Here is a 26,189-nt window from a genome sequence, read left to right as displayed (position 1 = left end):
AAGCGCCAGGATGTTGAATTCAGTGTTGTTGTGTTGCGCGACTCTGGTGACTTAAGTGATCAATGGAGGATCTGTGACGCCTCGCCCACCCCGCCTCACCGCTCTCGCCGCGGCGGCGACCCTGCTCGTCGGCGGTCTGCTGACCGCCGGGCCGTCCGCACAGGCGGCCGGCACCACCGGGACCGGCACCCCGGCGAAGGCCCAGGACAGCCCCGCGACCCCGTCCATCACCCCGGCCCCGCAGTCCGTGAAGCGCCGGTCCGACCGGATCACCATCACCCCCACCGTCACCGTGGTGGCGGGCGAAACGGCCGACGCGTCCTCGCTCGCCGTGGTGGAGGCCGCCCTGAAGCAGGCCGGGGCGCAGCGCGTCGTCCGGGGCACCCGGGCGTCCGCGAGCGGGCTGACCGTCCACGTCGGTGACCCCGGCGCGCTCGCCGCCCAGAAGCTCGAAGGCCCCTCCGGGCTGCCCGCCGACGGATACGTCCTCGGCATCGGCGCGGACCGCGTCGTTCTCGCGGGCAAGGACGCCACCGGTACGTACTACGCAGCGCAGAGCCTGCGCCAGGTCCTGCCGGCACGGAAGCGGCCGGGTGCCCGGGTCGGCGGACTCGCGGTGCGCGACTGGCCGGGCACCGCGCTGCGCGGCGTCATCGAGGGCTTCTACGGCACCCCCTGGTCGCACAAGGCCCGACTGGACCAGCTGGACTACTACGGCGAGCACAAGATGAACATCTACGTGTACTCGCCCAAGGACGACGCCTACCTCCGCGAGAAGTGGCGCGACGCCTACCCGGCCGACCAGCTCGCGCAGATCAAGGACCTCACCGACCGTGCGGTCCAGCGGCACGTCGAGTTCACCTACGCACTCTCTCCAGGACTGTCGGTCTGCTACAGCTCGGACGAGGACGCCAAGGCACTCGTCGACAAGTTCCAGACGATCTGGGACATCGGCGTACGGACCTTCGCGGTACCGCTGGACGACATCAGCTACACCGACTGGAACTGCGACGCCGACAAGGCGAAGTGGGGGACCGGCGGCGGTGCGGCGGGAGCCGCGCAGGCGTACCTGCTGAACCGGGTCAACAAGGAGTTCATCGCCGCCCACCCCGGCGCCCAGCCGCTCCAGATGGTCCCCACCGAGTACTACGACGTCAGCGAATCGGCGTACAAGACGGCCCTCTCCGAGCAACTCGACCCGGATGTGCTCGTCGAATGGACCGGCGTGGGAGTGGTCGCACCGACCATGACGGTGGCTCAGGCCGACGCCGCCCGTGAGGTGTTCGGGCACCCGATCCTGACCTGGGACAACTACCCGGTGAACGACTACGCCACCGACCGGCTGCTCCTCGGCCCGTTCAACGGGCGCGAGAAGGGCCTGCCGGGCAGACTCGCGGGGATCACCGCCAACCCGATGATCCAGCCGTACGCCTCGAAGCTCTCGCTGTACACCGTCGCGGACTACTCCTGGAACGACGCCGCGTACGACCCGCGCACCTCGTGGGGCAAGGGGCTCAAGGAGTACGCGGGGGGTGACGCCCGCACCGAGCAGGCGCTGCGCGCCTTCGCCGACGTCAACTACAGCTCCGCGCTCAACACGGACAAGGCACCGGAACTGGCGGCGGAGTTCGCGAGCTACTGGAAGTCCGGCGACTCGAAGCGGCTCACCGCCGTACTCGGAAACCTCGGCGCGGCCCCCGCCCGGCTGCGCGCAGGCCTTCCGGACCAGGGTTTCATCGAGGACTCCGGCCCCTGGCTGGACGCCACCGAGTCCTGGGCGACCGCGTCCCGCACCGCCCTGCGCATGGTCGACGCGGCCCGCGCGGGGAACGGCGCACAGGCCTGGAAGCTCCGGCAGCAACTGCCCGCGCAGGTGGAGAAGGCCAAGTCGTTCGTCTACACCGGCCTCGACGGCCGCAAGGTGCCGGTCCTCGTCGGTGACGGCGTACTGGACGCGTTCATCGAGGCGGCCACCGCCGAGCACGACCGGATCCTCGGCGTGAGCGGCCGGCCGACCGCCTCGACGAGCCTCGGGACGTACCAGAACAACACCCCCGCCCGGATCCTCGACGGCGACGACTCCACGTATTTCTGGAGCGACGGGGCGCCCGCCGTGGATGACCACCTCACCGTCGACCTGGGCGAGTCCAGGGACATCGGCGACATCACGCTCGCCATGGGCAAGCCCGGCAGCACCGACGACTACCTCCACGAGGGGGTGCTGGAGTACTCGGCCGACGGCAGGAACTGGCAGCGGCTCACCGCCTTCTCCGAGAAGGCGGACGTCACGACGACGGCGCCCGCCGGTACGGAGGCCCGCTATGTGCGGGCGCGGGCGACCGCGGGCCAGACCAGCTGGGTCGTCGTCCGTGAGTTCCACGTCGCGACCACGGACGGCGCGGTCACGGGCAACCCGCCCGCTGCGACCGGATCCACGCTCAGCTCGGCGGCCGACGGGGACCCGGGCACGGTCTACCGCGCCGCGCGCGCCCCGGAGGCCGGCGAGTTCCTTGAGCTGGGGCTCGGCACCGCGCGTGCGGTCGGCGCGGTCACGGTGCTCCAGCCGGCCGGCGCCAAGGGCGCGGCGGACATCCAGCTGCGGAACTCGGACGGCGGCTGGCGGACCGTCGGCAGGCTCGGCGGGACGTACACCACGGTCGACGCGCACGGCCGGACCGCCGACGCGGTGCGGCTGGCCTGGCGCGAAGGTGCCGCCGCGCCGCAGATCGCGGAGGTGGTGGTGGGGAAGTAGCGGGTACGTCCCGCCGTGCGCCCGGCGCCCCCGCATCCCTGCGGACGGGGCCGGGCGCACAGTCGCGTCAGCGTCCGGTGCGAACGGTCACCCACAGGTTGTTCCCAGACAGGCAAGCGACCGCTTAGTATGCGCCGGAGCAGTGGTAATGCCGACAGTGTTGTGGAGGCCCCTCATGCAGGCATGGCGAGTGCACCGGAACGGCGAGCCGAGCGAGGTGATGCGGCTGGAGGAAACGGACCGGCCCACGCCCGGCGACGGGCAGGTGCTCATCGAGGTGCTCGCGGCGAACATCAACTTCCCCGATGCGCTGCTCTGCCGCGGCCAGTACCAGGTACGGCCCCCGCTGCCGTTCACGCCCGGCGTGGAGATCTGCGGCAGGACCGGGGACGGGCGCCGGGTGCTCGCCACCCCCGCCCTGCCGGACGGCGGATTCGCCCAGTACGTCGTCGCGGACGAGGCCGCTCTGCTGCCCGCCCCGGACGCCCTGGACGACGCCGAGGCCGCCGCGCTGCACATCGGCTACCAGACCGGCTGGTTCGGACTGCACCGACGGGCGAACCTGCGGGCCGGTGAGACGCTGCTCGTCCACGCGGCGGCCGGCGGCGTCGGCAGCGCGGCCGTCCAGCTCGGCAAGGCCGCCGGCGCGGCCGTCATCGGGGTGGTCGGTGGAGCCGAGAAGGCGAAGACCGCCACCGCGCTCGGCTGCGACCTGGTCATCGACCGGCGCACCGATGACATCGTCGCCACCGTCAAGGAGGCGACCGGCGGGCGCGGCGCCGATGTCGTCTACGACCCGGTCGGCGGCGACGCGTACGCCAAGTCCGTGAAGTGCATCGCCTTCGAGGGACGGGTGATCGTCGTCGGCTTCGCCAGCGGCGTCGTCCCCACTCCGGGGCTCAACCACGCCCTGGTGAAGAACTACTCGGTCCTCGGACTCCACTGGGGCCTGTACAACACGAAGGACCCGCAGGCGGTCCGCGACTGTCACCAGGAGCTGACCCGGCTCGCCGCCGAGGGCGTCATCAAGCCGCTGGTCAGCGAGCGCGTCGCGATGGACGGGGCGGCGGCCGCCGTCCAGCGCGTCGCCGACGGCACCAGCACCGGCCGCATCGTCGTCCTTCCGTCAGGAGCCGCCCGATGACCGCCCCCGACGCGGCCGCCCTGCGCCGTCTCACCCGGGAACTGCTGGCCGCCCACCCCCCGGCCACCACCGGCCGCACCGACTTCCTCAAGGCGCGGTTCGACGCCGGACTCGCCTGGGTGCACTACCCGGCCGGCCTCGGCGGTCTCGGCGCCCCGCGCTCCCTGCAGCCCGTCGTCGACGCGGAACTCGCCGCGGCGGACGCGCCGGACAACGATCCGCGCCGCATCGGCATCGGTCTCGGCATGGCCGCCCCGACCGTCCTCGGCTACGGGACCGACGAGCAGAAGCAGCGCTTCCTGCGCCCGCTGTGGGTCGGCGAGGAGGTGTGGTGCCAGCTCTTCAGCGAGCCGGGCGCCGGCTCCGACCTGGCCGCCCTCGGCACCCGCGCCGTCCGCGACGGCGAGGACTGGGTGGTCGACGGGCAGAAGGTGTGGACGTCCAGCGCCCATGTCGCGCGCTGGGCGATCCTCATCGCCCGCACCGACCCCGACGTGCCCAAGCACCGCGGCATCAGCTACTTCATCTGCGACATGACCGACCCCGGGGTCGAGGTGCGGCCGCTGCGCCAGATCACCGGCGAGGCCGAGTTCAACGAGGTCTTCCTCACCGGCGTGCGCATCCCCGACAGCCGCAGGCTCGGCCCGGTCGGCGAGGGCTGGAAGGTCGCGCAGACCACGCTCATGAACGAGCGCGTCTCCATCGGCGGAGCCCGTATCCCACGCGAGGGCGGCATGATCGGCCCGGTCGCCCGGACCTGGCGCGAACGCCCCGAACTGCGCACCCACGATCTGCACCAGCGTCTGCTCACCCTCTGGGTGGAGGCCGAGGTCGCCCGGCTCACCGGGGCGCGTCTGCGCCAGCAGCTCGTCGCCGGACAGCCGGGCCCCGAGGGCTCCGGGATGAAGCTCGCCTTCGCCCGGCTCAACCAGGAGATCAGCGGCCTCGAAGTCGAACTTCTGGGGGACGAGGGTCTGTTGTACAGCGACTGGACGATGCGCCGGCCGGAACTCGTCGACTTCACCGGCCGTGACGCCGGCTACCGCTACCTCCGCTCCAAGGGCAACTCCATCGAGGGCGGCACGAGCGAGGTACTGCTCAACATCGTCGCCGAACGCGTGCTCGGCCTGCCCGTCGAGCCGCGCAACGACAAGGACGTCGCCTGGAAGGACCTGTCCCGATGACCGCACGTACCGAAGAGAGCCAGGCGCCCGATCTGCTGTACTCGGAGGCCGAGGAGGATCTGCGGGCCGCCGTCCGCTCGCTCCTCGACGACCGGTGCGACGCGCCGAAGGCGATCGCCCGCACCGAGTCGGGCACGCCGTACGACCCGCAGCTCTGGAAGGCGCTCGCCGCCGATATCGGCGCCGCCGGACTCCTGGTGCCCGAGAAGCTCGGCGGGCAGGGCGCCGGCCACCGCGAGGCCGCGGTGGTCATCGAGGAACTCGGGCGCAGCGTCGCCCCGGCGCCCTACCTGACCAGCTCCGTCGTCGCCACCGAGACGCTGCTGGCGCTCGGCACCCAGGACGGGCCGGTGGCCGGACTCCTCACCGAACTGGCCACGGGCCGCAAGGTCGCCGTGCTCGCCGTACCGTTCTCCGCCGCCGCACCGGGCACGCCCACCGTGACCGCCGCCCTCGACGGCACGCTCGGCCCGGTCGCCGACGCGGCCGCCGCCGATGTCCTGCTGGTGCCCACCACCGACGGCCTGTACGCCGTCGCGGCGGACAGCGCCGGTGTCGCCGTCGAGCCGTGCGTCTCGCTCGACCTGACCCGCCCGCTCGCCACCGTCACCCTGACCGGCGCCACTGGTACCCGCCTCGCGGACGCCGGGGCCACCCGGGCGGCGGTCCGCGCAGGGCTGCTGGCCGGAGCCGGACTCCTCGCCTCCGAACAGCTCGGACTCGCCGAGTGGTGCCTGACCGAGACGGTCCGCTACACCCGCGAGCGCCACCAGTTCAACCGACCGGTCGGCTCGTTCCAGTCGCTCAAGCACCGGATGGCGCAACTCTGGCTGGAGGTCGTCTCGGCGCGGGCGGCGGCGCGCAACGCCGCGGACGCGCTGGCCACCGGCAGCCCCGAGACGCCGCTCGCGGTGGCCGTCGCCCAGGCGTACTGCTCCAGGGTCGCCGTCCACGCGGCGGAGGAGTGCGTCCAGCTCCACGGCGGCATCGGGATGACCTGGGAGCACCCCGCGCACCTGTACCTGAAGCGCGCCAAGGCCGACTCGATCGCGTACGGCACCGCCGGCCGCCACCGCGACACCGTCGCGGAACTGATGGAGCTGCCCGCGCCGTGACACCGGGGGGCGGGAGCACGGGCCGGCGTGCTCCCGCCGACGAGCCCCGGTACGACTGGCCTGCCGGGTCCGCCCGGACCCGTCGGCGACAACCCATCCGTACCCGTTTGGCGGACACGCCAGTGCGCCGGACGGCTCCTCCGCTACGCCAAACTGGCGGCCGAATGCCGCAATTCAGGCGCGGCGGAGGAGGTTGGCCATGGCCATTTCGATCTCATTGGTGCTGCTTCTGCTGATCCTGGCGGTGATCTTCCTGCGCAACGGCGGACTGAAGATCTCGCACGCGCTGGTCTGCGGCCTGCTGGGGTTCTTTCTCGCGGGGACGAGCATGGCGCCCACCATTCAGGAGGGCCTCACGGCCACCGCCGACGTCGTCAGCAGCATCAGGCCCTGATCCTGTCGCCGGTCCCGTGGCTCCGCCCGGCGGGGCCGGGTCACCGGACAGCGCCCGAAGCGCCGCGGCCGGCCGGTCCCGCGTCTGTGTCTGGGCGGCGATCCGCGCTTCGCGGACCCGCAGCCGCTCTCGGGCGATCCGCAGCCCTTGCGGGGAGGGCGGGTTCGCGACGACATCGAAGCATGCACGGGCGGTCCCGGCCGGTCCCGGCCGGTCCCGGTCGGTCCCGGTCGGTACGGGAACATGCTCATTTCGATCACTTCATTACATCGTGCGGCCATCCGGGGACCCTGGGCATTCGGGTATGAAACGGTCCGGTGGGGTACGGGGCACCGCGTACCGTGGCCCCGTCCGGCACGGCAACGGCTGCCGGACACCGCACCGAACCGGGACCCGGAGAACGCAGCCATGTCATTGCCGCCACTCGGACGTGAACCGGGCGCAGTGCACCACGAGCACTGCAACAGCAGCCGCTGCTGCCGCTGCCAGCAACGGCCCTGGACGACGGCTGTCGGCTTCGAACGGCTCTGCGGCCTGTGCGCCTCCTGCTGCCGGGAGTGCGGCCGGGCGCCCGCCCGGCATCTGGACGGGCTCGACCACGGGCTGTGCGGCGACTGCCGCGGCCTGTGCGGCAGGTGCCGCACACCCCTGTCGGCGGACGGTGACTGCCAGTGCCGGAAGTGGCAGCGGGCCGGGGCGGACCCGGTCGGCTATCTCCTGCACGCACTTCCGCAGCCGCTGATGAGGGAGTTCGGCGGCCGCTACCCGGCCGAACTCGTCGAGATGATCCACCGGGAGCTGGGCCGGCGCAGCGCGGATCAGCTCCTGGACCGGATCGAGCGCCGGTGGAACGCCCGCTGGGCCCATACCCTCCAGGAGAAGGACGAGGACGGCCGGCGCCGCTGGCCGCCCCTGGAGATCGCCGGACATCTGCTGCGCGCGGCCCTCTGCGACGACCCGCAGTGCGAGGACGGCCGGCTGATCCACACCGACACGGCCTGCCCGCGGTGCGGGCAGGCGCTGCACCGGTTCCTGCCCGCCCAGGCGGACCGCAGGGCGACCCCGGACCGGGCCAGGAGCACGGCCGCCGAGATCCGCCGCGAGCTGCTCGACCGCCGGACCGGTGCGCGGCGCGGGGCCGGCGGGCCTCACAGGCCCTAGGGCCTGTGAGGCCGTTCCCGGCGCCCGGTCAGCCGCCCACCAGCCGTGAGCGGATCAGGAACCGCACCCCCTCCGGGGCCTCGAGCGAGAACCCGCTGCCCCGGCCCTCCACCACGTCGACGATCAGCCGGGTGTGCGCCCACACCTCGGACTGGCTCCTCGACATCCAGAACGGAACGCTCTCCGCCACCCCGTCGACCTCCAGGGAGGCGAGCAGCACATCGGAACCGCCGGTACGGAACTCACCGTCCTGGTAGCACATGGGCGCACTGCCGTCGCAGCAGCCGCCCGACTGGTGGAACATCAACGGCCCGTGCAGCTCGCGCAGCCGCCGCAGCAGTTCGGCGGCCGCGGGTGTGAGCTCCACCGGGGGCGTGTCCGCGGAGCTCATGGCTGCCGTACCTCGGATCGGTTCACGGATCGGCCTCTCTCGTGGCACCGCGGGGAACGCGGCGCGTGCATGGCGCTCATACAACCCGGCCGGACGTTGCAGAGGGGTTGCGCGGACGGGCGCCGCCCTCAGCCCGCCGCCGCCCAGGCGTAGCGGTGTTCCGGGCGTCCGGTGTCCCCGTACTTGAGACTGAGGCTGATCCGGCCCGCCCCCTCCAGGTACTTGAGGTACCTGTGGGCGGTCGAGCGGCTCAGACCGGCCCGAGCGGCGACCTCGTGCGCGGACAACGGCTCACCGGCCGCCGACAGGACCTGGCGGATGACATCGGCGGTGGGCGCCGAGTGCCCCTTCGGGAGCCCGGCCGCGGAAACGGCCTCCGAGGTGCGCAGGGCCCCGAAGATCTGGTCGACCTGCTCCTGACCGGCTTCGCCGCGCCGGCTCTCCACCCCTTCCAGGGTGCGCCGCAGCGTCGCGTAGCTCTCCAGTTTGGAGCGCAGACCGCCGAAACTGAACGGCTTGACCAGGTACTGCAGAGCGCCGTACCGCATCGCTGTACGCACGGTCACCACATCGCGGGCGGCCGTCACCATGATCACGTCGGCCGGATGGCCGATCTGGTGCAGCTGACGTACCAGCGTGAGCCCCGTCCGGTCCGGCAGATAGTGATCGAGCAGGATCAGATCGACATGCTCGCGTTCGAGAACGGACAGTGCCTGCGCGGCCGTGTGGGCGCGGGCGACGACGCGGAACCCCTGCACCTTGGCCACGTACGCCGCGTTGATCTCCGCCACCCGGAAGTCGTCGTCCACCACCAGAACGTCTATCACTGCGACTCTCCCACTTCGACTCGCTGCCGGACGGCGAGGGCCTCCGGCAGAACGACGGTGAAGACCGCGCCGCCACCCGCCCTGGCCGAGACCCGGGCCGCGCCGCCGTAGCGCTCGGCGAGGCGGCGCACCAGCGCCAGCCCGAGCCCGCGCTCCCGGTGGGCCGGGGACTCCTTGGTGGACCAGCCCTCCGTGAAGATCTGCTCTCGCACGGCGACGGGTACTCCGGGGCCGTTGTCGCTGACTCGCAGCACGGCCGTGGTGCCCTCGGCGAGCAGCTCCACCTCGACGAGCGTGGCGACGTCCAGCGCGTTGTCGATGAGATTGCCCAGTACGGTCACCAGATCGCGCGGGTCCACCACGACATCGGGCAGCCGGGTGGCGGGGGACACCAGCAAGGACGCGCCACGTTCGGCGGCGACCGAGGATTTGCCCACGAGCAGCGCCGACAGCAGCGGATCGTTCACCCGCTCGGCGACCTGCTCGGCCGAGGCCCGTTGCCCGTCTGCCACCTCGGTCACGAACTCCACCGCCGCCTCGTGCCTGCCGAGCTCCAGCAGGCCCAGCAGGGTGTGCAGCCGGTTGGCGTGCTCGTGGTCCTGGGCACGGAGAGCGTCGAGCAGTCCGTGCGTGGAGTCCAGCTCACGGCCGAGCAGTTCGAGTTCGGTGCGGTCGCGCAGCGTCACGACGGCCCCGCCGTCCCCGGTCGGCATCCGGTTGGCGATCAGCACCCGCCCACGGGAGACGGTGAGCAGATCGGCGCCGTCGACCCGGCCCGCCAGCACCTCCGCCGTACGGCCCGGCGGCAGCACCTCGCCCAGCGGGCGTCCGACGGCGTCCGGCGTCAGCTCCAGCAGCCGCTGCGCCTCGTCGTTGAGCAGCCGGATCCGGCCGCGCGAGTCGAGCGCGAGCACCGCCTCCCGGATGCTGTGCAGCATCGCCTCGCGCTCGTCCAGGAGCGCGGAGATGTCCGCGAAGGCCAGACCGTGGGTGTTGCGCTGGACGCGACGGGAGACGACGAGTGCCGCCAGCACCCCTACGGCCAGTGCGGCTCCCGCGTACTGCAGGAGTACCGGAATGGTGCTGAGCAGCCCCTCCCGGACGCTTTTGTACGCGATGCCCACCGATACGGCCCCGACCACGGTCCCGGTCCGGTCGCGCAGTGGGACCTTCGCTCGCGCCGAGCGCCCCAGCGTGCCGATGTCGATCTGCATGACCTCGCGGCCGGCCAGCGCCGTACTCGGATCGGTCGAGACGCGCTCGCTGATCCGGTCGGTCTCGGTGTGCGACCAGCGCACCCCCCGGGTGTCCATCACCACGATGTACAGCGCCCCGGTGGCCCGCCGGATCCGCTCCGCCTCGGCCTGTACGGGCCCGGACGGGGTGGGCCGGCTGCTCAGCAATCTGTCCACCAGGCCGGGTTCGGCGGCGGTGGTCTGGGCGATGGACAGGGCCCGGCGCATCGCCTGGTCGTCGAGTTCGTGGCTGAGCGGGGCGAGGAAGAGCCCGGTGACGAGCATGACCACCCCCGTCGTGATGACCACCTGGGTGAGCAGGACCTGGGCGAAGACACGACGGGGCCAGTGGATGCGCATGTCCGTGTCCTCTGTTCTCCCGCGGCCCTCGAATCCGGTTCTCCGATCCGTTCGGTGTAAACGCAAGGTAAACGCCGCTGACCTCGCTGCCTACCCCTCGTCTCCGCTTCGTTGTACGGGCGTGAGCACAATGAGCAGAACTGCGGGTAACGGGCAGAACCCGGAGTTGTGAGCGCAAGACTCCCGCCGCGACCGGACCGCCCCTAGCGTCCCGCCCCATGAACAGCGAAACGAGCCCCGCCATCGAGCTGCGGGGGGCGAGCAAAGCGTTCCCGACTCCGTCGGGGGCGCTCCACACCGCCGTACGCGATCTGGACCTGACGATCGGCAGGGGGGAGTTCGTCGCCGTCGTCGGCCCGACCGGCTGCGGCAAGTCGACCACCCTGACCCTGATCAGCGGACTGGAGGAACCCACCGAGGGGGAGGTGCTGGTCTCCGGCGAGCCGGTGCGCGGCATCGGCGACAAGGTCGGCTTCGTCTTCCAGCAGGACGCGGTCTTCCCCTGGCGCACCGTCCTGTCCAACGTGATGGCGGGACCCCGCTTCCGGGGTGTGCCGAAGGCGGAAGCGAAGGAACGCGCCCGCGAATGGCTCGCCAGGGTCGGCCTCACGTCCTTCGAGGACCGCTATCCGCACCAGCTCTCCGGGGGCCAGCGCAAGCGGGTCGCACTCGCGGCGACGTTCGTCAACGACCCGGAGATCCTGCTGATGGACGAGCCGTTCTCGGCACTCGACGTACAGACCCGGGCCCTGATGTCCGACGAGCTGCTGGAGCTGTGGGGCGGCACCGGAGCCTCCGTCGTCTTCGTCACCCACGACCTGGAGGAGTCCATCGCGCTGGCCGACAAGGTGGTCGTGATGACCGCCGGACCGGCCACGGTCAAGGAGGTCTTCGAGATCGGCCTGCCGCGTCCGCGCAAGGTCGAACAGGTGCGGCTGGAGCCCCGGTTCCTGGAGATCTACCGCGAGATCTGGTCCTCGCTCGGCGAAGAGGTCCGCATCACCCGCGAGAGGGGTGCGGCCGATGCCGCCTGAGACCGTCACCATGGACGTCGCCGTGAGCAAGACCCGGCGGACCGAGGCCAGGGCGAGGGCCGCCCGCAACCGCAGGATGCTGGTCCTCGCCAGCCGGATCGCCGTGCTCGTCGCGGTCGTCGGGCTGTGGGAGTGGCTGGCCAGGACAGCCATCATCGACCCGTTCAACTTCTCCATGCCGTCGAAGATCTGGGACCAGATCCGCACCTGGGTGACCGACGGCACCGCCCAGGGCTCCCTGTGGGAGCAGATCTGGTACACGCTCTACGAGGCGCTGTTCGGCTGGGTCATCGGCGTGATCGCCGGGGTACTGCTCGGCATCGCGCTGGGCCGTGTCCGCTTCGCCGCCGATGTGCTCGGCCCGTACATCAAGGTCCTCAACGCGCTGCCGCGCATCGTGCTCGCCCCGATCTTCCTGATCTGGTTCGGCCTCGGCCCGGCGTCGAAGATCGCCTCCGCGGTCGTCCTGGTGTTCTTCCCGGTCTTCTTCAACGCCTTCCAGGGCGCCAGGGAGGTCGACCGCAACCTCGTCGCCAACTCCCGCATCCTGGGCGCCAGCAACCGGCAGGTGACCCTTCAGGTGGTCATTCCCTCAGCCACCTCGTGGATCTTCACCAGCCTCCACGTCAGCTTCGGCTTCGCACTGATCGGCGCCATCGTCGGTGAGTACATCGGCGCCACCAAGGGACTCGGCCTGCTGGTCGCCGCCTCGCAGGGCACCTTCAACGCGGCAGGCGTCTACGCGGCCATGGCCATCCTCGCGATCGTCGCCCTGTTCGCGGAGGGTCTGCTCACCTTCCTGGAGAAGAAGCTCTTCCGCTGGAAACCGGCCGAGGCCGACACCGCGCGCTGAGCCGTGCCTCTCTCGCCCCCCTCCTCACCTCCCCTCCCGGGAACCCTCTTCACAAGGACGTGAACCAGATGCGTATGTCCCCCCGTATCCCGGCACTCGCCGTAGCCGGAGTGCTCGCCGCGGCGAGCCTGACCGCCTGTGGAGGCGACTCCACCTCCGCGTCCGGCGACAAGAACGACAGGGTCAAGATCATGGTGGGCGGCCTGGACAAGGTCATCTACCTGCCCGCGATGCTCACCGAGCGGCTCGGCTACTTCAAGGACGAGGGCGTCGCCGTCCAGCTGCTGACCGAGCCCGCCGGCGTCCAGGCGGAGACCGCGCTGGTCTCCGGCGACGTGCAGGGCACCGTGGGCTTCTACGACCACACCCTCGACCTCCAGGTGAAGGGCAAGCACGTCGAGTCGGTGGTCCAGCTGTCCCAGGCCCCGGGAGAGGTCGAGATGGTCTCGAACAAGGCGGCGGGCGACATCGGCTCGGCCAAGGACTTCAAGGGCAAGAAGCTGGGTGTCACGGGGCTCGGCTCCTCGACCGACTTCCTGACGAAGTACCTCGCCGTGAAGAACGGCGTGCAGACCAGCGAGTTCACGCCCGTCGCGGTCGGAGCCGGCCAGACGTTCATCTCCGCGCTCCAGCAGGGTTCCATCGACGGCGGCATGACGACCGACCCGACCGTGGCCACTGTCCTGGACAAGAAGCTGGGCAGGATCCTCATCGACATGCGGACCCCCGAGGGCTCCAAGAAGGCGCTCGGCGGGCTCTACCCGTCCTCCAGCCTCTACATGCAGACCGAGTGGGTCAACGCTCACAAGGCGACCGTGCAGAAGCTGGCCAACGCCTTCGTGAAGACCCTGAAGTGGATGTCGACGCACAGTGCGGACGAGATCGCCGCGAAGATGCCGGCCGACTACGCGCAGGGCGGCGGCGCGGCCCTCTACGCGCAGTCCATCAAGAACACCCTGCCGATGTTCACCACGGACGGGGTGATGCCCCCGGACGGGCCGGCCACCGTCGAGCGGGTCCTGAAGGCCTTCAACCCCAACCTCAAGAACGCGGACGTCGACCTCTCCAAGACGTACACCACGGAGTTCGTGGATAAGGCGAACTGACAAGCCGCTGACCACGCGCCGACAGCCGGCAGCCGCCCGTGCGCTCCGCGCGCGGGCGCGCCGGCGTGTACCGGATCTGACGGCTGACGGACCGCGGCTGCCTGCCCGCGGCTACTCGGAGGCGGTTTCCCCGGCCTGCCGGTCCGGCTCCAGGTCCGCGGTCGGAACCCTGGCCGCGGAACCCAGCCGGACGGCCTCCACCACGGCCTCGTGCAGCGCGCGGCTGTCCTGCTCGGAGGAGCACGGCACAGGGCTGCCCGACATGGTGAACCAGTCGGCGGCGCCGGTGTACTGCACGGTGATCTGCGCCGTGTCATCGGCCCATGTGGTGTGGACGGTCAGGTCTCCGGACAGCGGGCCTACCTCCTCGGTGAGCACGCCACCGTGCCCCGAATACACTCCGCGAGTCGTCCAGGACGCCCAGGTCATGTATCCAGGCTCGCACCAAAACGGCCGGATCGCGACCCGCCGGAACCAATATCCCGTGGCACGTGGGCAATCGGACCACCTCCCGTCGTGCCGCGCCGGACACTCCGCGTATCTGAACGAGACTCTCCGTACGTCCGCGCCGCGGTTCCCGCACCGGGTACCTGGTGTGGAACGGCGGGGTTGATCGGGTGACACCGACCCGTCATCCCACATGCCGGAGCCGCGCGGCGGTTAAGCATGCCGGCATGACATGTGATCCCCGACCGAAGAACACCGGACTCCTCCGTGCCCACCGCCTCCGCGCGGCCGGCGCCGCCTGCGTCGTCCTGACCGCAGCCCTGCTCACCGGCTGCGGCCAGGACAGCGGCAGCACGTCGACGGGGACGGAGACCTCCGAAGCCGCGCGCGCCGTACCGGAGAGGACGGCGTCCACCTCGCCCAGCCCGAGCGCTTCGCTGACCAAGGACCAGCAGAAGCGCAAGAAGCTGCTGAACTCCACCAAGATCACCTTCGACAAGGCCGTCACCACGGCGGAGGGAGCCGTCGCGGGAAGCAAGCTGATCGAAATCGACCTTAAGGCCCCGGGGAAGGACGACACCGGCGCGTCCGCGTCCGCGAGCGCCTCCGCGACCGGTGCCAGTTCCTCACCGAGCGACTCCAGCGCGTCGCCCTCCGGAACCAGCTCGTCCCCGTCCGCCAGCCCCGCCTCCACCGGCCCGGAATGGGTCGCGGAGGTCGTCGCCAAGGACGGCACCGAGCACACCGTGCGCATCGACGCGGTCTCCGGCAAGGTGCTCCAGTCCGTCGAGAAGCAGGATCAGGACGCCCAGGAGAAGACCCGGACGGCCGAGCGGATCGCCAAGGCCACCCAGACGCCGAAGCAGGCGGCCAAGGCCGCCACGGACAAGGCCAAGGGCACCGTGACCTCCGTCGACCTGGACGACAACGACAAGAACGTCCTCGTCTGGTCCGTCGACGTCGTCAGCAAGGACTGGAAAGAGACCACGGTCGACATCGACGCGGCCAGCGGCTCCGTCACCGGCGAGCACGCCGACAACGACTGACACCTCCACGGCACGCCATCCCACGAAAGCCGCCCCCGGTCCGCACGGACCGGGGGCACCCCCATGTCATTCGGCCGTCATTCGGCCGTTATTCGGCCGGGACGGTCTCCGTCTTCGGGGGCGCCTCATCCGCCGCCGGGGACTCGAACTGGGTACGGTACAGCTCCTCGTACCGCCCGCCCGCGGACAGCAGTTCGGTGTGCGTACCGCGTTCGGCCACCCGTCCCTCCTCGATGACCAGGATCAGGTCGGCCGCCCGCACGGTCGAGAGCCGGTGGGCGATCACCACGGCGGTGCGCCCCTCCAGCGCCTCGGCCAGCGCCTCCTGCACGGCCGCCTCCGAGGTCGAGTCGAGGTGCGCGGTCGCCTCGTCGAGGATCACGACGCGCTGCTGCGCCAGCAGCAGCCGGGCGATGGTCAGCCGCTGACGCTCACCACCCGAGAGCCGGTAGCCGCGCTCGCCCACCACCGTGTCGAGACCGTCGGGCAGCGAGGCCACCAGCCCGTCGAGGCGGGAGCGGCGCAGGGCGTCCCAGATGTCTCCCTCGGTCGCTCCGGGCCTGGCGAGGGTGAGATTGGCACGGACCGACTCATGGAAGAGGTGCCCGTCCTGAGTGACCATGCCGAGCGTCTCGCGGATCGACTCGGCGGTCAGATCGCGTACGTCGACGCCGTTCAGCCGTACGGAGCCGGTATCGGCGTCGTACAGCCGGGGCAGCAGCTGGGCGATGGTCGACTTGCCGGCGCCGGAGGAGCCGACCAGGGCGACCATCCGGCCGGGTTCGGCACGGAAGGAGACCTTGTGCAGGACCTCCGTACCGCCCCGGGAATCGAGCGTCGCGACCTCTTCGAGGGAGGCGAGGGAGACCTTGTCGGCGGACGGATACCCGAAGGAGACCCCGTCGAACTCCACCGACACCGGCCCCTCCGGCACCTTGCGGGCATCCGGCTTCTCGGCGATCAGCGGCTTCAGGTCGAGGATCTCGAAGACCCGCTCGAAGCTCACCAGGGCGCTCATCACCTCGACCCGGGCACCGGCCAGCGCCGTCAGCGGGGCGTACAGCCGGGTGAGCAGCAGCGCGAGCGCCACGACCGCCCCCGGTTCCAGACTGCCGCGCAGCGCGTAGTAGCCACCGAGTCCGTAGACGAGCGCGAGAGCCAGCGCGGACACCAGGGTGAGCGCGGTGATGAACGTCGACTGCGCCATGGCCGTACGGATACCGATGTCCCGGACCCTGCTGGCACGGGCGGCGAATTCGGCGGACTCGTCGGCCGGCCGGCCGAAGAGCTTGACCAGGGTCGCGCCGGGGGCCGAGAAACGCTCGGTCATCTGGGTGCCCATGGCGGCGTTGTGACCGGCGGCCTCACGCTGCATCCGGGCCATCATGGAGCCCATCCGCCGCGCGGGCACGACGAACACCGGCAGCAGGACGAGCGCGAGCAGCGTGATCTGCCAGGAGATCGTGAGCATCACTCCGAGGGTCAGCAACAGGGTGACCAGGTTGGATGCCACGCCCGACAGCGTGTTGCTGAACGCCCGCTGCGCCCCGATGACATCGTTGTTGAGCCGGCTCACCAGGGCGCCGGTGCGGGTGCGGGTGAAGAAGGCGACCGGCATCCGCTGCACATGGTCGAAAACCGTCGTGCGCAGGTCCAGGATCAGCCCCTCGCCGAGGGTCGCCGACAGCAGGCGGGTCAGCAGACCGAGCCCCGCCTCGGCCACGGCGATGACGGCGATCAGCAGGGCCAGCCGGATCACCGTCCCGCTCTCCTTGCCCTGCACGATCGCGTCGACCACCCGGCCCGCCAGCACCGGCGTGGCCACCGCCAGCAGGGCGGTGACCACGCTCAGCACGAGGAAGCGGTAGAGCTCACGGCGCCGCGGCCGGGCGAAGGAGGCGATCCGGCGCACGGTGGCCCGGGAGAAGGGCCTGCGGTCTTGTTGGGCGTTCATCGCACTGTGCAGCGATGACCAAGCGGTGACTTCCATACTCATGCGGTGCCTCCGGGAACGAGTCGATGCTCCCGGTGGCCTGACACGGCCCGGGGCGTGGACAGAACGCTAAGATCTCAAGTCGACTTGAGGTCAACCGCTCTCTCCGCGCCCGGCGCAGGATCTCATGCCTCGTCCGGCGGGCCGATCGGCAGGCACACCTGAAACCGGGTATCGCCCGGCTCCGAGGAGACCCGGATGTCGCCGTGGTGCTTGTTCACGACGATGCGGTACGAGATGTCCAGCCCCGTGCCCTCACCGACCGGCTTGGTCGTGAAGAACGGCTCGAAGATCCGCGGCCTGATCGCCGCCGGGATGCCGACGCCGGTGTCGGCCACCTCGCCGAGCAGCCGGGCGTCCTCCCGCCAGGATCTCCGCGCCGAACTTCAGCGCCTGGCGGCGGGCCCGGTCGGTGAGCTGGGATCCGGAGACACCGTCGGGGAAGCCGAGGTAGTTCTCGATCCGGCTGCTCTGTCCGGCCTGCCCGCCGGTCGCCCGCTCCTCCACCAGGATGGTGCGCAGCCCTTCCGAGGCACCGTAGACGGCCGCGCCCAGCCCGGCCCGCCGCCCACCACCACCAGGTCGTAGAAGTCCGACGCCGGCACGGTACTGAGCCCCACCTGTGCGGCGGGCTCCCGCTCGGTGGGGGAGACCAGGGGCTTCCCGTCCGGGGTGACGACCAGCGGCACGTCCGCCGCGGACAGCCCAGCGGCCGCCAGCAGCCCCCCAGCAGTCTGTCGATCACCGGGTAGAGATGCTGTTCCGGCGGGCTCCACGGCTTGAGGAGGTAGTGGTCCAGGTCCACGACGTTGATCGCGTTGACGGCCGCCTCGGTGTCCGAGTACGCGGTCAGCAGCACCCGGCGGGCGAGCGGGAACAGGTCCATCGCCGCTTCCAGGAACTCGATGCCGTTCATGTGCGGCATCCGGTAGTCGGCCGGCATCAGGGCCGGCCGGTCGCCGCGGAGCTTGATCTCGCGCAGCGCGTCGAGGGCGTCGCCACCGGAGAGCGCCCGCACGATGCGGTAGCGGTCGCCGTACTGACGCCGGAGGTCGCGGGCGACCGCCCGGGACACCGCCGGGTCGTCGTCGACGCTCAGAATCGTGGGATTCGCCATGGCTCCATCATTCCCGCAAGGGCGGCGGAGCGTCGAGGGCCGGGGGCTGTACGAGGCCGCTCCGGGGCAGAACGACCACTCCTCGGTGCCGCCCGCGGCCCCGGCGGCGGACCACGTAGAATCGGCCCCTGTTTCCGGCCGAACGATGGCGTACCCAACCGATTGAGGCAGTTCGACGTGAGTTTCACAGACAGTTCCGAGGCACCGATCTACGCCGGTCTCGTGGAGGAGCACGGGGACGTCCTGGCGGAGGTGCGCCGAGTGGCTGAGGAGACTCTGCGCGAGGCCGACCGGGCCGTCGACTTCAGCGATGTACGCAGGTCGGCGGCGTACCGCTAACGGCTGACCGGGCCCATTCGGGCGGCACCGCCCCCGGCCCCCGCGACCCCTTCGATTTCCCGTGTTCCGGCACCCGGCAAGGCCCGGTGCCGTGCACCGCCCTGCCCGCTCGCACTGCGGAGCCGGCTCCCCCGTCGGAGCATGGAACGAACAGTCGGCGACGGACATCGGGACGAAGGGATGCCGGATGGGTGGTGAACGGCATGAACCGCCGCCGGACGAGTTCGAGGCCGAGCTGGACCAGATCGCCGAGCTGAACCGTATGGACGCCCCTGCTCCGGCGCCGCCGGACGGCCGGGGGGCCGACGGCATCCGGCCCGGCGAGGCGACCAGGCGCCGCGACTCGCTCCTGCTGTCCGCCGGTCACACGGTCGCGGAGTCCGACTCGCTCGACGAGACGATGAGGCTGGTGGCCGGGCTGTACGCGCCGGACTTCCCCCTGGACGGCCAGTGCGTGTTCGGCGTCGGCGACGGGTCCCTCAGCGCTCTGGCGCAGTACGGATTCAGGCCCGGCGGGGGAGTCGACCAGGGATTCCGGATGCCGACGACCACCGGCTACCCGGCAGCCGAGGCCGCCAGAACCGGCCGGGCGGTGTTTCTGGCCTCGGCGCAGGAGTACCGCAGCCGTTTCCCGGCCACCTGGCACATGTCGTCCGGCAAGAACCGCGAGGCGTGGGCCTTCCTGCCACTGGTGACCGCCGGGCGGGTCGTCGGGGTGTGGCTCGCGGCCTTCCGCTCGCCGGTGGCCTTCACCACGAGCGAGCGCGCCCTGCTGACCGTGACCGGCCGGATGATCGCCCAGGTACTCGAACGCGCCCGCGCCAACAGGGCGGAACTGGCCCTCTCCCGGGGCCTTCGCCGCAGCATGCGCACCGCGAGCCCGGCACTGACCGGCCTCAGCGTCGCGACGCGCTACGTGCCGACCGGGGGAGGGCTCATGGTCGGCGGGGACTGGTACGACAGCATCGACCTGCCCAACGGCCGCCTGGCCCTGGTCATCGGAGACGTGCAGGGGCACGACGTGCACGCCGCGGGGCTGATGGCCCAGCTGCGTACGGCCGTGCACGCCTACGCCGCCGAGGGGCACGGCCCGGACGCCGTACTGGCACGGGCCTCCCGCTTCCTGACCACCCTCGACGACGACCGGTTCGCCACCTGCCTCTACATCGAGGCCGACCCGTCCACCGGCGACCTGCACATCGCACGGGCCGGCCACCCGCACCCGGTACTGCGCACGCCGGACGGCACCTGCCTGATCAAGCACATCAGCGGCGGGCTGCCGCTCGGACTGATGCCGGGCGAGGAGGACTACCCCGTCGACATCCTGCGCCTGCACGACGGCGAGGTGCTGATGCTGTGCACGGACGGCCTGATCGAGAACGGCGGCCACGACATGTACAGCGGCTGGGTACGGGTGCGTGACGCGTTCTCACCCGGCCCCGTCGAGGACCTCGAAGGGATGGCCGACCGGCTGATGTCGGCCGTGCTCAGCCCCGAACCCGGCGCCCGGGAGGGCGCCGCCGCACGCGACGGCGACGACATCGCCCTCCTGCTCCTGCGCCGCGACTCCGGACAGCCGCGCGCCGAGGTGAACCAGCGCCGGCTGGTGCTGACCATCGGCCAGGACCAGGGCGAGGGACTCGCCGAGGCGCGGGCCGAACTGAAGGCGCTGCTGCACGACTGGGCGCGGCCGGACCAGGTGGACACCGCGGTGCTCCTGGCGACGGAACTGCTCGGCAACGTACTCGTGCACACCGATCAGGACGGCTCACTCACCGCGTACGTCACCGGCGAGACCGGCCGGCGCCGGCTGCTCGTCGAGGTCATGGACCGCGGCGACGAACTGCCTCACCAGCGGACTCCGGTCGAACTTGCCTCGTCGGGCCGGGGACTGCTGCTCCTCGACATCCTGGCCGACCAGTGGGGTGTGCGGCCCGAACCCGAGGGCAAGACCGCCTGGTTCGCGCTCACCGAGGCATCCACGGCCGAGACCGGGGGCGGCGCCACGGCCTGAGAACAGGAGCCGGCCGGGCCGCCCCCGGCGGGGGCAGGCCGACCGGACGGGAGCGGGCCGCGTCGTCAGCGGGGGATCCAGGCCCGCCACTCCTGCTCGTTCTCGTCGGCCCACTTCTTCGCCGCGTCCTCGGGCGACAGCTTCTGATCGGCGATCATCAGCGCGACCTCGTTCTGGTCCTCGGTACTCCAGGAGAAGTTCTTCAGGAACCCGGCCGCCTTGCCGCCGCTGTCGGCGAAGCCGGCGTTGAGGTACTTCTTCAGCGGCGTCTGCGGGTAGGCGCACCTGATCTTCTTCACGTCGGCGTCGCAGCCGTCCTTGTACGGAGGCAGCTTCACCTCCGTCATGGGTACCTTCTCGAACAGCCACTGCGGCTTGTACCAGTAGGAGAGGAAGGGCTTCTTCTCCTTGGCGAACTGGTTGATCTGCGTGATCTGCGCGGCTTCCGACCCGGAGAACACGACCTGGTAGTCCAGGCCGAGATTCCGCACGAGCGCCTTGTCGTTGGTGACGTAGGACGGGGAGCCGTCGAGCAGCTGGCCCTTGCCGCCGCTCTCCGCCGTGCGGAACTGTCCGGCGTACTTGTTGAGGTTGTGCCAGTCCGTGACGTCGGGGTGTTTCTCGGCGAAGTACGTCGGGACGAACCAGCCGATGTGCCCGGTGACCCCGAGCTCGCCGCCCGGACTGATCGTCTTCTTGTCCTTGACGTACCGAGCCTCCTGGTCCGGGTGGCCCCAGTCCTCCAGGATCGCGTCCACCCGGCCCTGGCTGAGGGCGTCCCAGGCAGGCACCTCGTCGATCTGGACGGTGTCGACGCGGTAGCCCAGCTCGTGTTCGAGGAGGTACTGGGCGACCGCCACGTTCGCCTGGGCGCCGACCCAGGACTGCACGGACAGGGTCACGGTCTTCGCACCCTGCGCGTTGGCGAACGGCGAGGACTGCTGGGTCATGTCGGCCGCGCCGCAGCCGGCCACGGCGACCAGGGCCGTGGCGGAGACGAGCGCGATGAGCGGAGTACGCGGACGAGCCATGTCAGGCCCCCTTTCCGGAGTGGCGCCTCGTCGGCTGGGTGACGCGGTCGAGCGTCAGGCCGAGGAGGACGATCGCGGCGCCGGCGACCAGCCCGGTCGCGAGGTCGCCCTGCGCGAGGCCGAACACCGCGGAGTAGCCGAGCGCCCCGCCCCCGACGAGACCGCCGATGACGACGACGGCGAGCACCAGGACGACGCCCTGGTTGACCGCGAGGAGCAGCGCGGGGCGTGCCAGCGGAAGCTGGACCTTCAGCAGTTGCTGGACGCCGGTCGCGCCGAGGGAACGCGAGGACTCCATGGTGACCGGGTCGACGCCGTTGAGGCCCTGCGTGGTGATGCGGACGACGGCGGGCAGCGCGTAGATGACGGCGGCCGCCACCGCCGGTGCCCGGCCGACGCCGAACAGGGCGACGACGGGGATGAGATAGACGAACTGCGGCATCGTCTGGAACACGTCCAGCACGGGACGCAGCAGCCGCTCCACCCGTTCGCTGCGGGAGGCGGCGATCCCGACGGCGAAACCGGCCACCAGGGTCACCGCGACACCGGCCAGCACCTGGGAGAGCGTGTCGAGCGCCGGTTCCCAGACACCGAGTACCCCGATGGCCCCCATCGCGAGGACGGCGGTCACCGTGGTGCGCCAGGTGCCGATCAGCATGGCGAGCACGGCGATCAGCAGCAGCACGGACCACCAGGGCAGCCACTGCAGTCCGTCGCGCACCGGGTCCAGGACCCAGGTGGTGAAACGTCCCGCCCAGTCCGCCGTGCCGCCGATGACCGGGACGCCGGAGTACAGGTGGTCGGTCATCCAGCCGACGGCCCTGTTGACGGGCTCGGCGACGGCGACCGTCCAGCCGCCCGGCCAGGTCGTCCCGGAGGCGAGGCGCGCCACGACGGCGACGATCACGGTGCCGGCCGCGGCGACGGCCCAGCCCAGCCGGGCGGATCCGGTCCGCGGCGCGGTGTCCAGTCCGCTGCTGGCCGCGCCGGTGACCCGGTCGAGAACCACGGCGAGCAGCACGATCGGGATCCCGGCCGCGAGCGCGGCGCCGACGTCGACGGAGGCGAGCGCCTGGTAGACGCGGTCACCGAGACCGCCGGCGCCGATCACGGAGGCGATGACGGCCATCGAGAGGGCCATCATGATCGTCTGGTTGAGCCCGAGCAGCAGCTCCTTGCGCGCCAGCGGAAGCCGGGCCGTCAGCAGCCGCTGCCGTCCCGTGGCACCGAGGGAGGCCGCGGCCTCCATGACGCCCGCGTCGGCGCCGCGCAGCCCGAGAGCGGTCAGCCGGGCCATCGGCGGCGCCGCGTAGACGACGGTCGCCAGCACGGCGGCCGGCACACCTATTCCGAAGACGAGCACCACCGGCAGCAGATACGCGAAGGCCGGCATCACCTGCATGGTGTCGAGCACCGGCCGCAGCATGCGGAAGACCCGGTCCGACAGCCCCGCGGCCAGGCCGAGGAGTGCTCCGAGCGCCACGGAGGCCAGGACCGCGACCACCATCAGCGCGAGGGTCTGCATGGTGGGCACCCACATGCCGAGCAGCCCGCAGCAGAGGAAGGCGACGACGGCGGACAGCGCGAGCCGGACGCCGGCCACCCGCCAGGCGATCAGTCCGGCGGCGGCCGTGACACCGGCCCAGCCGGCGGCGAGCAGGATCAGGTAGACACCCCGAACCGAGAGCACGATGCCGTTGCTGATGTGCCCGAAGAAGTAGAGGAACAGCGGGTGCGTGTCACGGTTGTCGATGATCCAGTCGCTGACCCTGCCGAGCGGACCGGTGAGGTCGACGGTGAGATCCCCGGGCCAGGCGCCCTTGCCGACGAGGAAGGTGCCGAGCACCAGCAGCGCGACCGCCGCGGCGAGCAGGAGAGCGGTGCGGTGCCGTACGAGAGAGGCGGCGGTCCCGGAGGAGCCGAACCCGGTGGGACGTGCCGTGGTGGTGGTCGCGGTCATCGCGGGCACCTCCCGCTCATGGCGGCGGGCGTCGCGGCCGGCCGCGGGCACGGTGTGGTGGGGCGGCCCGGCGGGGCCGGTGAACGGGTCATCCGCATCACGCGGCCTCCTTCACGGCCGGAATCCCGGCCACGACGGCGAGCAGGCACGCGTGGTCGACCACGCCCAGGCAGCGGCCCCCGTCGACCACCCGCGCGATCTCGCCGGTGCGGACGACCGCCTCGATCGCCTCGGAGACCGTGGTGCCGGGTGTCAGCGCCGGACCGGAGACGCCCTCCGCGCCGTCGGCGGGGCGCATCGCCGCCCGCACCGTCAGGACCTGTTCGCGCGGAACGTCGCGCACGAAGTCCCGGACGTAGTCGTCGGCCGGTGACCCCACGATCTCCTCCGGAGTGCCCAGTTGCACGATCCGCCCGTCCCGCATCAGCGCGATCCGGTCGCCGAGCTTCAGCGCCTCGTTCAGGTCATGGGTGATGAAGACCATCGTGCGGCCCTCCTCGCGGTGCAGGCGCACGACCTCCTCCTGCATGTCCCGTCGGATGAGCGGGTCCAGGGCACTGAACGGCTCGTCGAACAGCAGCACCTCCGGATCGACGGCGAGTGCCCGCGCCAGCCCGACCCGCTGCTGCTGACCGCCGGAGAGCTGCCCGGGGCGGCGGCTCTCCAGCCCTTCGAGGCCCACCTTGGCGATGAACTCCGCGGCCCGCGCTCGCCGTTGGACCCGGCCCATGCCCTGGATCTCCAGCCCGTACGCGACGTTGTCGACGACCGAGCGGTGCGGGAGCAGACCGAAGTGCTGGAAGACCATGGCGGCACGGTGGCGGCGAAGTTCGCGGAGCCGTGCGGCGTTCATCGACAGCACGTCCTCGCCGTCCATGGTGATCTCACCGGACGTCGGCTCGATGAGCCGGGTGAGGCAGCGTACGAGGGTGGACTTCCCGGACCCGGACAGGCCCATCACGACGAACACCTCGCCCTTGCGGACGTCGAAGGAGACGTCACGCACGGCGGCGGTGCAGCCGGTACGGCTCAGCAGCTCGGCGCCGTCGAGCTCGTCGAGCCCGGCGTCGCCGGGCACCTGGTCGGCCTTCGGCCCGAAGACCTTCCAGAGGTTGTTCACGGAGAAGACGTGCGGCGGTGTGTTCATCGGTCATGACCCCCAGTAGTGGCGCCGAGCAGATCCGCGCATTTCTCCCCGACCATCAGCACCCCGATCATCGGGTTGACGGTCGTCATGGTCGGGAAAACCGACGCGTCGGCGATCCGGACGCCGTCCAGGCCACGGATGCGCAGGTCGGGTGCGACCACGGCGAGCGCGTCGTCGGCCGCGCCCATCCGGCACGTGCCCGCCGGGTGGTAGACGGTGTGCGCGACCCTGCGCGCGTACTCGCTCAGATCCTCGTCCGAGGTGACCTCGGGCCCCGGGCAGACCTCGCGCTTCAGCCAGCCGGCCAGCGGTTCCCGTGCGGCGATCTCACGGGCGATCCTGATCCCGTCGACGAGCGTCCGTCCGTCGTAGTCCTGCGCGTCGGTGAAGTAGCGGAAGTCCAGGGCCGGTTTGACCTCGGGATCGGGGCTGGTCAGATAGAGCCGGCCGCGGCTCCTCGGCTTCGGGATGTTCGGCGTCATGGACACTCCGTGCTCAGGACGCTCGTACCCGAGCCGCTCCGGATTGTCCGTGAACGGGATCTGGTAGAAGTGGAACATCAGGTCGGGCCCTGGGCTCTCGGGGTCCCGCCGTACGAACAGGCCGGCGTCGCTGTCCATCGCGGAGTTCTCGGGGATCGGCCCGTGCGTCTCCCAGACGATGACCGACTCGGGGTGGTCGAGCAGGTTCTCGCCGACACCGGGCAGGTCGTGCACCACGGGTATGCCGAGCTTCTCCAGCTCCGCGCGGTGGCCTATCCCGGAGTGCATCAGCAGCCGGGGGGTGTCCACCGCGCCCGCGCACACCACCACTTCGCGCCGGGCGCGTACGAGCCGCTCCTCACCGTCCGCGGTCCGCACCCGTACCCCGGTCGCCCGGCGGCCGTCGAGCTCCAGCCGGAACGCCCAGGTCTCCAGCGCGATATGGAGGTTCGGCCGGTCGAGGAAGGGATGCAGATAGGCGACCGAGGCGGAGGAGCGCTTGTTGTTCTCGGGATGGTAGGCGAGGTCGAAGAACCCCACACCGTCCTGGAAGGGCGCCTTGTTGAAGCCCTCGACCAGCGGGACCCCGAGCGTCGTGCGGGCCGAGTCGACGAAGTCGCGGGCGATGGCGTTGCGGTCCGCGTCGTCGACCGGGACGATGTTGTTGCGCAGCCGGTCGAAGTACGGGTCCATCGACGAGGCGTCCCAGCCCTCCGCGCCGGCCTCGGCCCATTCGTCCCAGTCGGACGGCAGCGGCCTGAAGGCGATCAGCGTGTTGTGGGACGAACATCCGCCGAGCACCCTGGCCCTGCTGTGCCGGATGTTCGAATTGCCCCGGGGCTGCTCGGTCGTGGGGTAGTCGTAGTCCAGCTCACCACCGAGGAGGCCCATCCAGCGGCGCAGGGTCAGGACGTCGTCCCGTCCCACGTCGCTCGGTCCGCCCTCGATGAGGGCGACGGTGATGTCGGGGTCCTCGGTGAGCCGGGACGCGATCACCGAACCAGCGGTGCCGCCGCCGACGATGACGTAGTCGTAGTGGGTCATGTTCTCCATCGCC

Annotated in this window: 21 protein-coding genes and 2 pseudogenes; 12 read left to right on the top strand and 11 right to left on the bottom strand. The window is 71.2% G+C overall.

Annotated elements, in window-relative coordinates; translation table 11 throughout:
• The first annotated feature begins 73 nt into the window (after window positions 1-73).
• From ACZ6S6_RS10430 to ACZ6S6_RS10405, 6 genes are all read left to right on the top strand, one after another.
• Window positions 74-2,752 carry a beta-N-acetylglucosaminidase domain-containing protein gene (locus ACZ6S6_RS10430; protein ID WP_469704792.1) on the top strand — a complete coding sequence of 893 codons (2,679 nt, stop codon included), beginning with the start codon at window positions 74-76 and terminating at the stop codon, window positions 2,750-2,752.
• 175 nt (window positions 2,753-2,927) lie between these two features.
• A complete protein-coding gene (locus tag ACZ6S6_RS10425; protein ID WP_469704790.1) occupies window positions 2,928-3,896 on the top strand; it encodes an NADPH:quinone oxidoreductase family protein in 969 nt (322 codons plus the stop codon).
• The gene (locus ACZ6S6_RS10420; protein ID WP_362963653.1) at window positions 3,893-5,080 is read left to right on the top strand and encodes an acyl-CoA dehydrogenase family protein; all 1,188 of its coding nucleotides are present in this window, start codon (window positions 3,893-3,895) and stop codon (window positions 5,078-5,080) included. The genes ACZ6S6_RS10425 and ACZ6S6_RS10420 overlap by 4 nt, the downstream gene beginning before the upstream one ends.
• A complete protein-coding gene (locus ACZ6S6_RS10415; protein WP_469704787.1) occupies window positions 5,077-6,195 on the top strand; it encodes an acyl-CoA dehydrogenase family protein in 1,119 nt (372 codons plus the stop codon). Before ACZ6S6_RS10420 ends, ACZ6S6_RS10415 begins: the two co-directional genes overlap by 4 nt.
• Before the next feature lie 199 nt (window positions 6,196-6,394).
• Complete coding sequence (locus ACZ6S6_RS10410; protein ID WP_024489726.1) at window positions 6,395-6,589, top strand: hypothetical protein; 195 nt, start codon at window positions 6,395-6,397, stop codon at window positions 6,587-6,589.
• Between the two features lie 408 nt (window positions 6,590-6,997).
• On the top strand, window positions 6,998-7,750 hold the full coding sequence (locus tag ACZ6S6_RS10405; protein WP_469704785.1) for a hypothetical protein: 753 nt from the start codon (window positions 6,998-7,000) through the stop codon (window positions 7,748-7,750).
• 28 nt (window positions 7,751-7,778) lie between these two features.
• Here the strand turns inward: ACZ6S6_RS10405 and ACZ6S6_RS10400 are convergent, their stop codons facing one another.
• The 3 genes from ACZ6S6_RS10400 to ACZ6S6_RS10390 all read right to left on the bottom strand — a co-directional run bounded on the left by ACZ6S6_RS10400 (window position 7,779) and on the right by ACZ6S6_RS10390 (window position 10,563).
• A complete protein-coding gene (locus ACZ6S6_RS10400) occupies window positions 7,779-8,141 on the bottom strand; it encodes a DUF779 domain-containing protein (protein ID WP_362963659.1) in 363 nt (120 codons plus the stop codon).
• A 128-nt stretch (window positions 8,142-8,269) separates the two neighbouring features.
• A complete protein-coding gene (locus ACZ6S6_RS10395; RefSeq protein WP_362963661.1) occupies window positions 8,270-8,968 on the bottom strand; it encodes a response regulator in 699 nt (232 codons plus the stop codon).
• A complete protein-coding gene (locus ACZ6S6_RS10390; protein ID WP_469704782.1) occupies window positions 8,965-10,563 on the bottom strand; it encodes an ATP-binding protein in 1,599 nt (532 codons plus the stop codon). Before ACZ6S6_RS10390 ends, ACZ6S6_RS10395 begins: the two co-directional genes overlap by 4 nt.
• A 218-nt stretch (window positions 10,564-10,781) precedes the next feature.
• On the opposite strand from ACZ6S6_RS10390, the gene ACZ6S6_RS10385 reads away from it, so the two are divergent.
• The 3 genes from ACZ6S6_RS10385 to ACZ6S6_RS10375 all read left to right on the top strand — a co-directional run bounded on the left by ACZ6S6_RS10385 (window position 10,782) and on the right by ACZ6S6_RS10375 (window position 13,556).
• Window positions 10,782-11,597: an ABC transporter ATP-binding protein gene (locus ACZ6S6_RS10385; RefSeq protein ID WP_362963665.1), complete on the top strand. Its 816-nt coding sequence runs from the start codon at window positions 10,782-10,784 to the stop codon at window positions 11,595-11,597.
• Window positions 11,587-12,450 carry an ABC transporter permease gene (locus ACZ6S6_RS10380; protein ID WP_469704780.1) on the top strand — a complete coding sequence of 288 codons (864 nt, stop codon included), beginning with the start codon at window positions 11,587-11,589 and terminating at the stop codon, window positions 12,448-12,450. Before ACZ6S6_RS10385 ends, ACZ6S6_RS10380 begins: the two co-directional genes overlap by 11 nt.
• Before the next feature lie 68 nt (window positions 12,451-12,518).
• Window positions 12,519-13,556, top strand: a complete 1,038-nt coding sequence (locus tag ACZ6S6_RS10375; protein ID WP_362963669.1) for an ABC transporter substrate-binding protein — start codon at window positions 12,519-12,521, stop codon at window positions 13,554-13,556.
• 111 nt (window positions 13,557-13,667) lie between these two features.
• On the opposite strand, the gene ACZ6S6_RS10370 is transcribed toward ACZ6S6_RS10375, so the two are convergent.
• Window positions 13,668-13,985, bottom strand: coding sequence for a hypothetical protein (locus ACZ6S6_RS10370; RefSeq protein WP_362963671.1), 318 nt, complete (start codon window positions 13,983-13,985; stop codon window positions 13,668-13,670).
• 245 nt (window positions 13,986-14,230) lie between these two features.
• Here ACZ6S6_RS10370 and ACZ6S6_RS10365 point away from each other — a divergent pair, with 245 nt between their 5' ends.
• Entirely contained in the window at window positions 14,231-15,049 is an 819-nt protein-coding gene (locus ACZ6S6_RS10365; RefSeq protein ID WP_362963673.1) for a PepSY domain-containing protein, read from the top strand.
• An 88-nt stretch (window positions 15,050-15,137) separates the two neighbouring features.
• Here the strand turns inward: ACZ6S6_RS10365 and ACZ6S6_RS10360 are convergent, their stop codons facing one another.
• The 3 genes and pseudogenes from ACZ6S6_RS10360 to ACZ6S6_RS10350 form a co-directional block, all read right to left on the bottom strand.
• The gene (locus ACZ6S6_RS10360; protein ID WP_469704776.1) at window positions 15,138-17,045 is read right to left on the bottom strand and encodes an ABC transporter ATP-binding protein; all 1,908 of its coding nucleotides are present in this window, start codon (window positions 17,043-17,045) and stop codon (window positions 15,138-15,140) included.
• 122 nt (window positions 17,046-17,167) lie between these two features.
• Window positions 17,168-17,416, bottom strand: a pseudogene (locus ACZ6S6_RS10355) (ATP-binding protein); the annotation flags it as partial.
• A pseudogene (locus tag ACZ6S6_RS10350) lies at window positions 17,409-18,159 on the bottom strand (response regulator); the annotation flags it as partial. The pseudogenes ACZ6S6_RS10350 and ACZ6S6_RS10355, both read right to left, overlap by 8 nt.
• 177 nt (window positions 18,160-18,336) lie before the next feature.
• Here ACZ6S6_RS10350 and ACZ6S6_RS10345 point away from each other — a divergent pair.
• Window positions 18,337-18,498: a hypothetical protein gene (locus ACZ6S6_RS10345; protein ID WP_164494445.1), complete on the top strand. Its 162-nt coding sequence runs from the start codon at window positions 18,337-18,339 to the stop codon at window positions 18,496-18,498.
• Window positions 18,499-18,685: 187 nt separating this feature from the next.
• Window positions 18,686-20,512, top strand: a complete 1,827-nt coding sequence (locus ACZ6S6_RS10340) for an ATP-binding SpoIIE family protein phosphatase (RefSeq protein ID WP_469704774.1) — start codon at window positions 18,686-18,688, stop codon at window positions 20,510-20,512.
• Between the two features lie 65 nt (window positions 20,513-20,577).
• Here ACZ6S6_RS10340 and ACZ6S6_RS10335 read toward each other — a convergent pair whose 3' ends face one another.
• The 4 genes from ACZ6S6_RS10335 to ACZ6S6_RS10320 form a co-directional block, all read right to left on the bottom strand.
• Window positions 20,578-21,543 carry an ABC transporter substrate-binding protein gene (locus ACZ6S6_RS10335; RefSeq protein WP_469704772.1) on the bottom strand — a complete coding sequence of 322 codons (966 nt, stop codon included), beginning with the start codon at window positions 21,541-21,543 and terminating at the stop codon, window positions 20,578-20,580.
• A 1-nt stretch (window position 21,544) separates the two neighbouring features.
• On the bottom strand, window positions 21,545-23,512 hold the full coding sequence (locus ACZ6S6_RS10330) for an ABC transporter permease (protein ID WP_469704770.1): 1,968 nt from the start codon (window positions 23,510-23,512) through the stop codon (window positions 21,545-21,547).
• A gap of 88 nt (window positions 23,513-23,600) precedes the next feature.
• Window positions 23,601-24,650 (bottom strand): quaternary amine ABC transporter ATP-binding protein, encoded by a 1,050-nt coding sequence (locus ACZ6S6_RS10325; RefSeq protein WP_362963681.1) that lies wholly within the window; start codon window positions 24,648-24,650, stop codon window positions 23,601-23,603.
• Entirely contained in the window at window positions 24,647-26,185 is a 1,539-nt protein-coding gene (locus ACZ6S6_RS10320; RefSeq protein ID WP_469704767.1) for a GMC family oxidoreductase, read from the bottom strand. Before ACZ6S6_RS10320 ends, ACZ6S6_RS10325 begins: the two co-directional genes overlap by 4 nt.
• Between the last annotated feature and the right edge of the window lie 4 nt (window positions 26,186-26,189).

It is taken from the genome of Streptomyces sp. NPDC048671 (assembly GCF_055587045.1).
Note: the sequence above shows the minus strand (reverse complement) of the source record. Positions and strands in the feature narration are given on the sequence as shown.

What these genes read in the sequence shown, in the direction of transcription:
- ACZ6S6_RS10425 (WP_469704790.1), top strand. Translation starts at nt 2,928, where the DNA reads ATGCAGGCATGGCGAGTGCACCGGAACGGCGAGCCGAGCGAGGTGATG.
- ACZ6S6_RS10420 (WP_362963653.1), top strand. Translation starts at nt 3,893, where the DNA reads ATGACCGCCCCCGACGCGGCCGCCCTGCGCCGTCTCACCCGGGAACTG.
- ACZ6S6_RS10415 (WP_469704787.1), top strand. Translation starts at nt 5,077, where the DNA reads ATGACCGCACGTACCGAAGAGAGCCAGGCGCCCGATCTGCTGTACTCG.
- ACZ6S6_RS10410 (WP_024489726.1), top strand. Translation starts at nt 6,395, where the DNA reads ATGGCCATTTCGATCTCATTGGTGCTGCTTCTGCTGATCCTGGCGGTG.
- ACZ6S6_RS10405 (WP_469704785.1), top strand. Translation starts at nt 6,998, where the DNA reads ATGTCATTGCCGCCACTCGGACGTGAACCGGGCGCAGTGCACCACGAG.
- ACZ6S6_RS10400 (WP_362963659.1), bottom strand. Translation starts at nt 8,141, where the DNA reads ATGAGCTCCGCGGACACGCCCCCGGTGGAGCTCACACCCGCGGCCGCC.
- ACZ6S6_RS10390 (WP_469704782.1), bottom strand. Translation starts at nt 10,563, where the DNA reads ATGCGCATCCACTGGCCCCGTCGTGTCTTCGCCCAGGTCCTGCTCACC.
- ACZ6S6_RS10385 (WP_362963665.1), top strand. Translation starts at nt 10,782, where the DNA reads ATGAACAGCGAAACGAGCCCCGCCATCGAGCTGCGGGGGGCGAGCAAA.
- ACZ6S6_RS10380 (WP_469704780.1), top strand. Translation starts at nt 11,587, where the DNA reads ATGCCGCCTGAGACCGTCACCATGGACGTCGCCGTGAGCAAGACCCGG.
- ACZ6S6_RS10375 (WP_362963669.1), top strand. Translation starts at nt 12,519, where the DNA reads ATGCGTATGTCCCCCCGTATCCCGGCACTCGCCGTAGCCGGAGTGCTC.
- ACZ6S6_RS10370 (WP_362963671.1), bottom strand. Translation starts at nt 13,985, where the DNA reads ATGACCTGGGCGTCCTGGACGACTCGCGGAGTGTATTCGGGGCACGGT.
- ACZ6S6_RS10365 (WP_362963673.1), top strand. Translation starts at nt 14,231, where the DNA reads ATGACATGTGATCCCCGACCGAAGAACACCGGACTCCTCCGTGCCCAC.
- ACZ6S6_RS10360 (WP_469704776.1), bottom strand. Translation starts at nt 17,045, where the DNA reads ATGAGTATGGAAGTCACCGCTTGGTCATCGCTGCACAGTGCGATGAAC.
- ACZ6S6_RS10340 (WP_469704774.1), top strand. Translation starts at nt 18,686, where the DNA reads ATGGGTGGTGAACGGCATGAACCGCCGCCGGACGAGTTCGAGGCCGAG.
- ACZ6S6_RS10335 (WP_469704772.1), bottom strand. Translation starts at nt 21,543, where the DNA reads ATGGCTCGTCCGCGTACTCCGCTCATCGCGCTCGTCTCCGCCACGGCC.
- ACZ6S6_RS10325 (WP_362963681.1), bottom strand. Translation starts at nt 24,650, where the DNA reads ATGAACACACCGCCGCACGTCTTCTCCGTGAACAACCTCTGGAAGGTC.
- ACZ6S6_RS10320 (WP_469704767.1), bottom strand. Translation starts at nt 26,185, where the DNA reads ATGGAGAACATGACCCACTACGACTACGTCATCGTCGGCGGCGGCACC.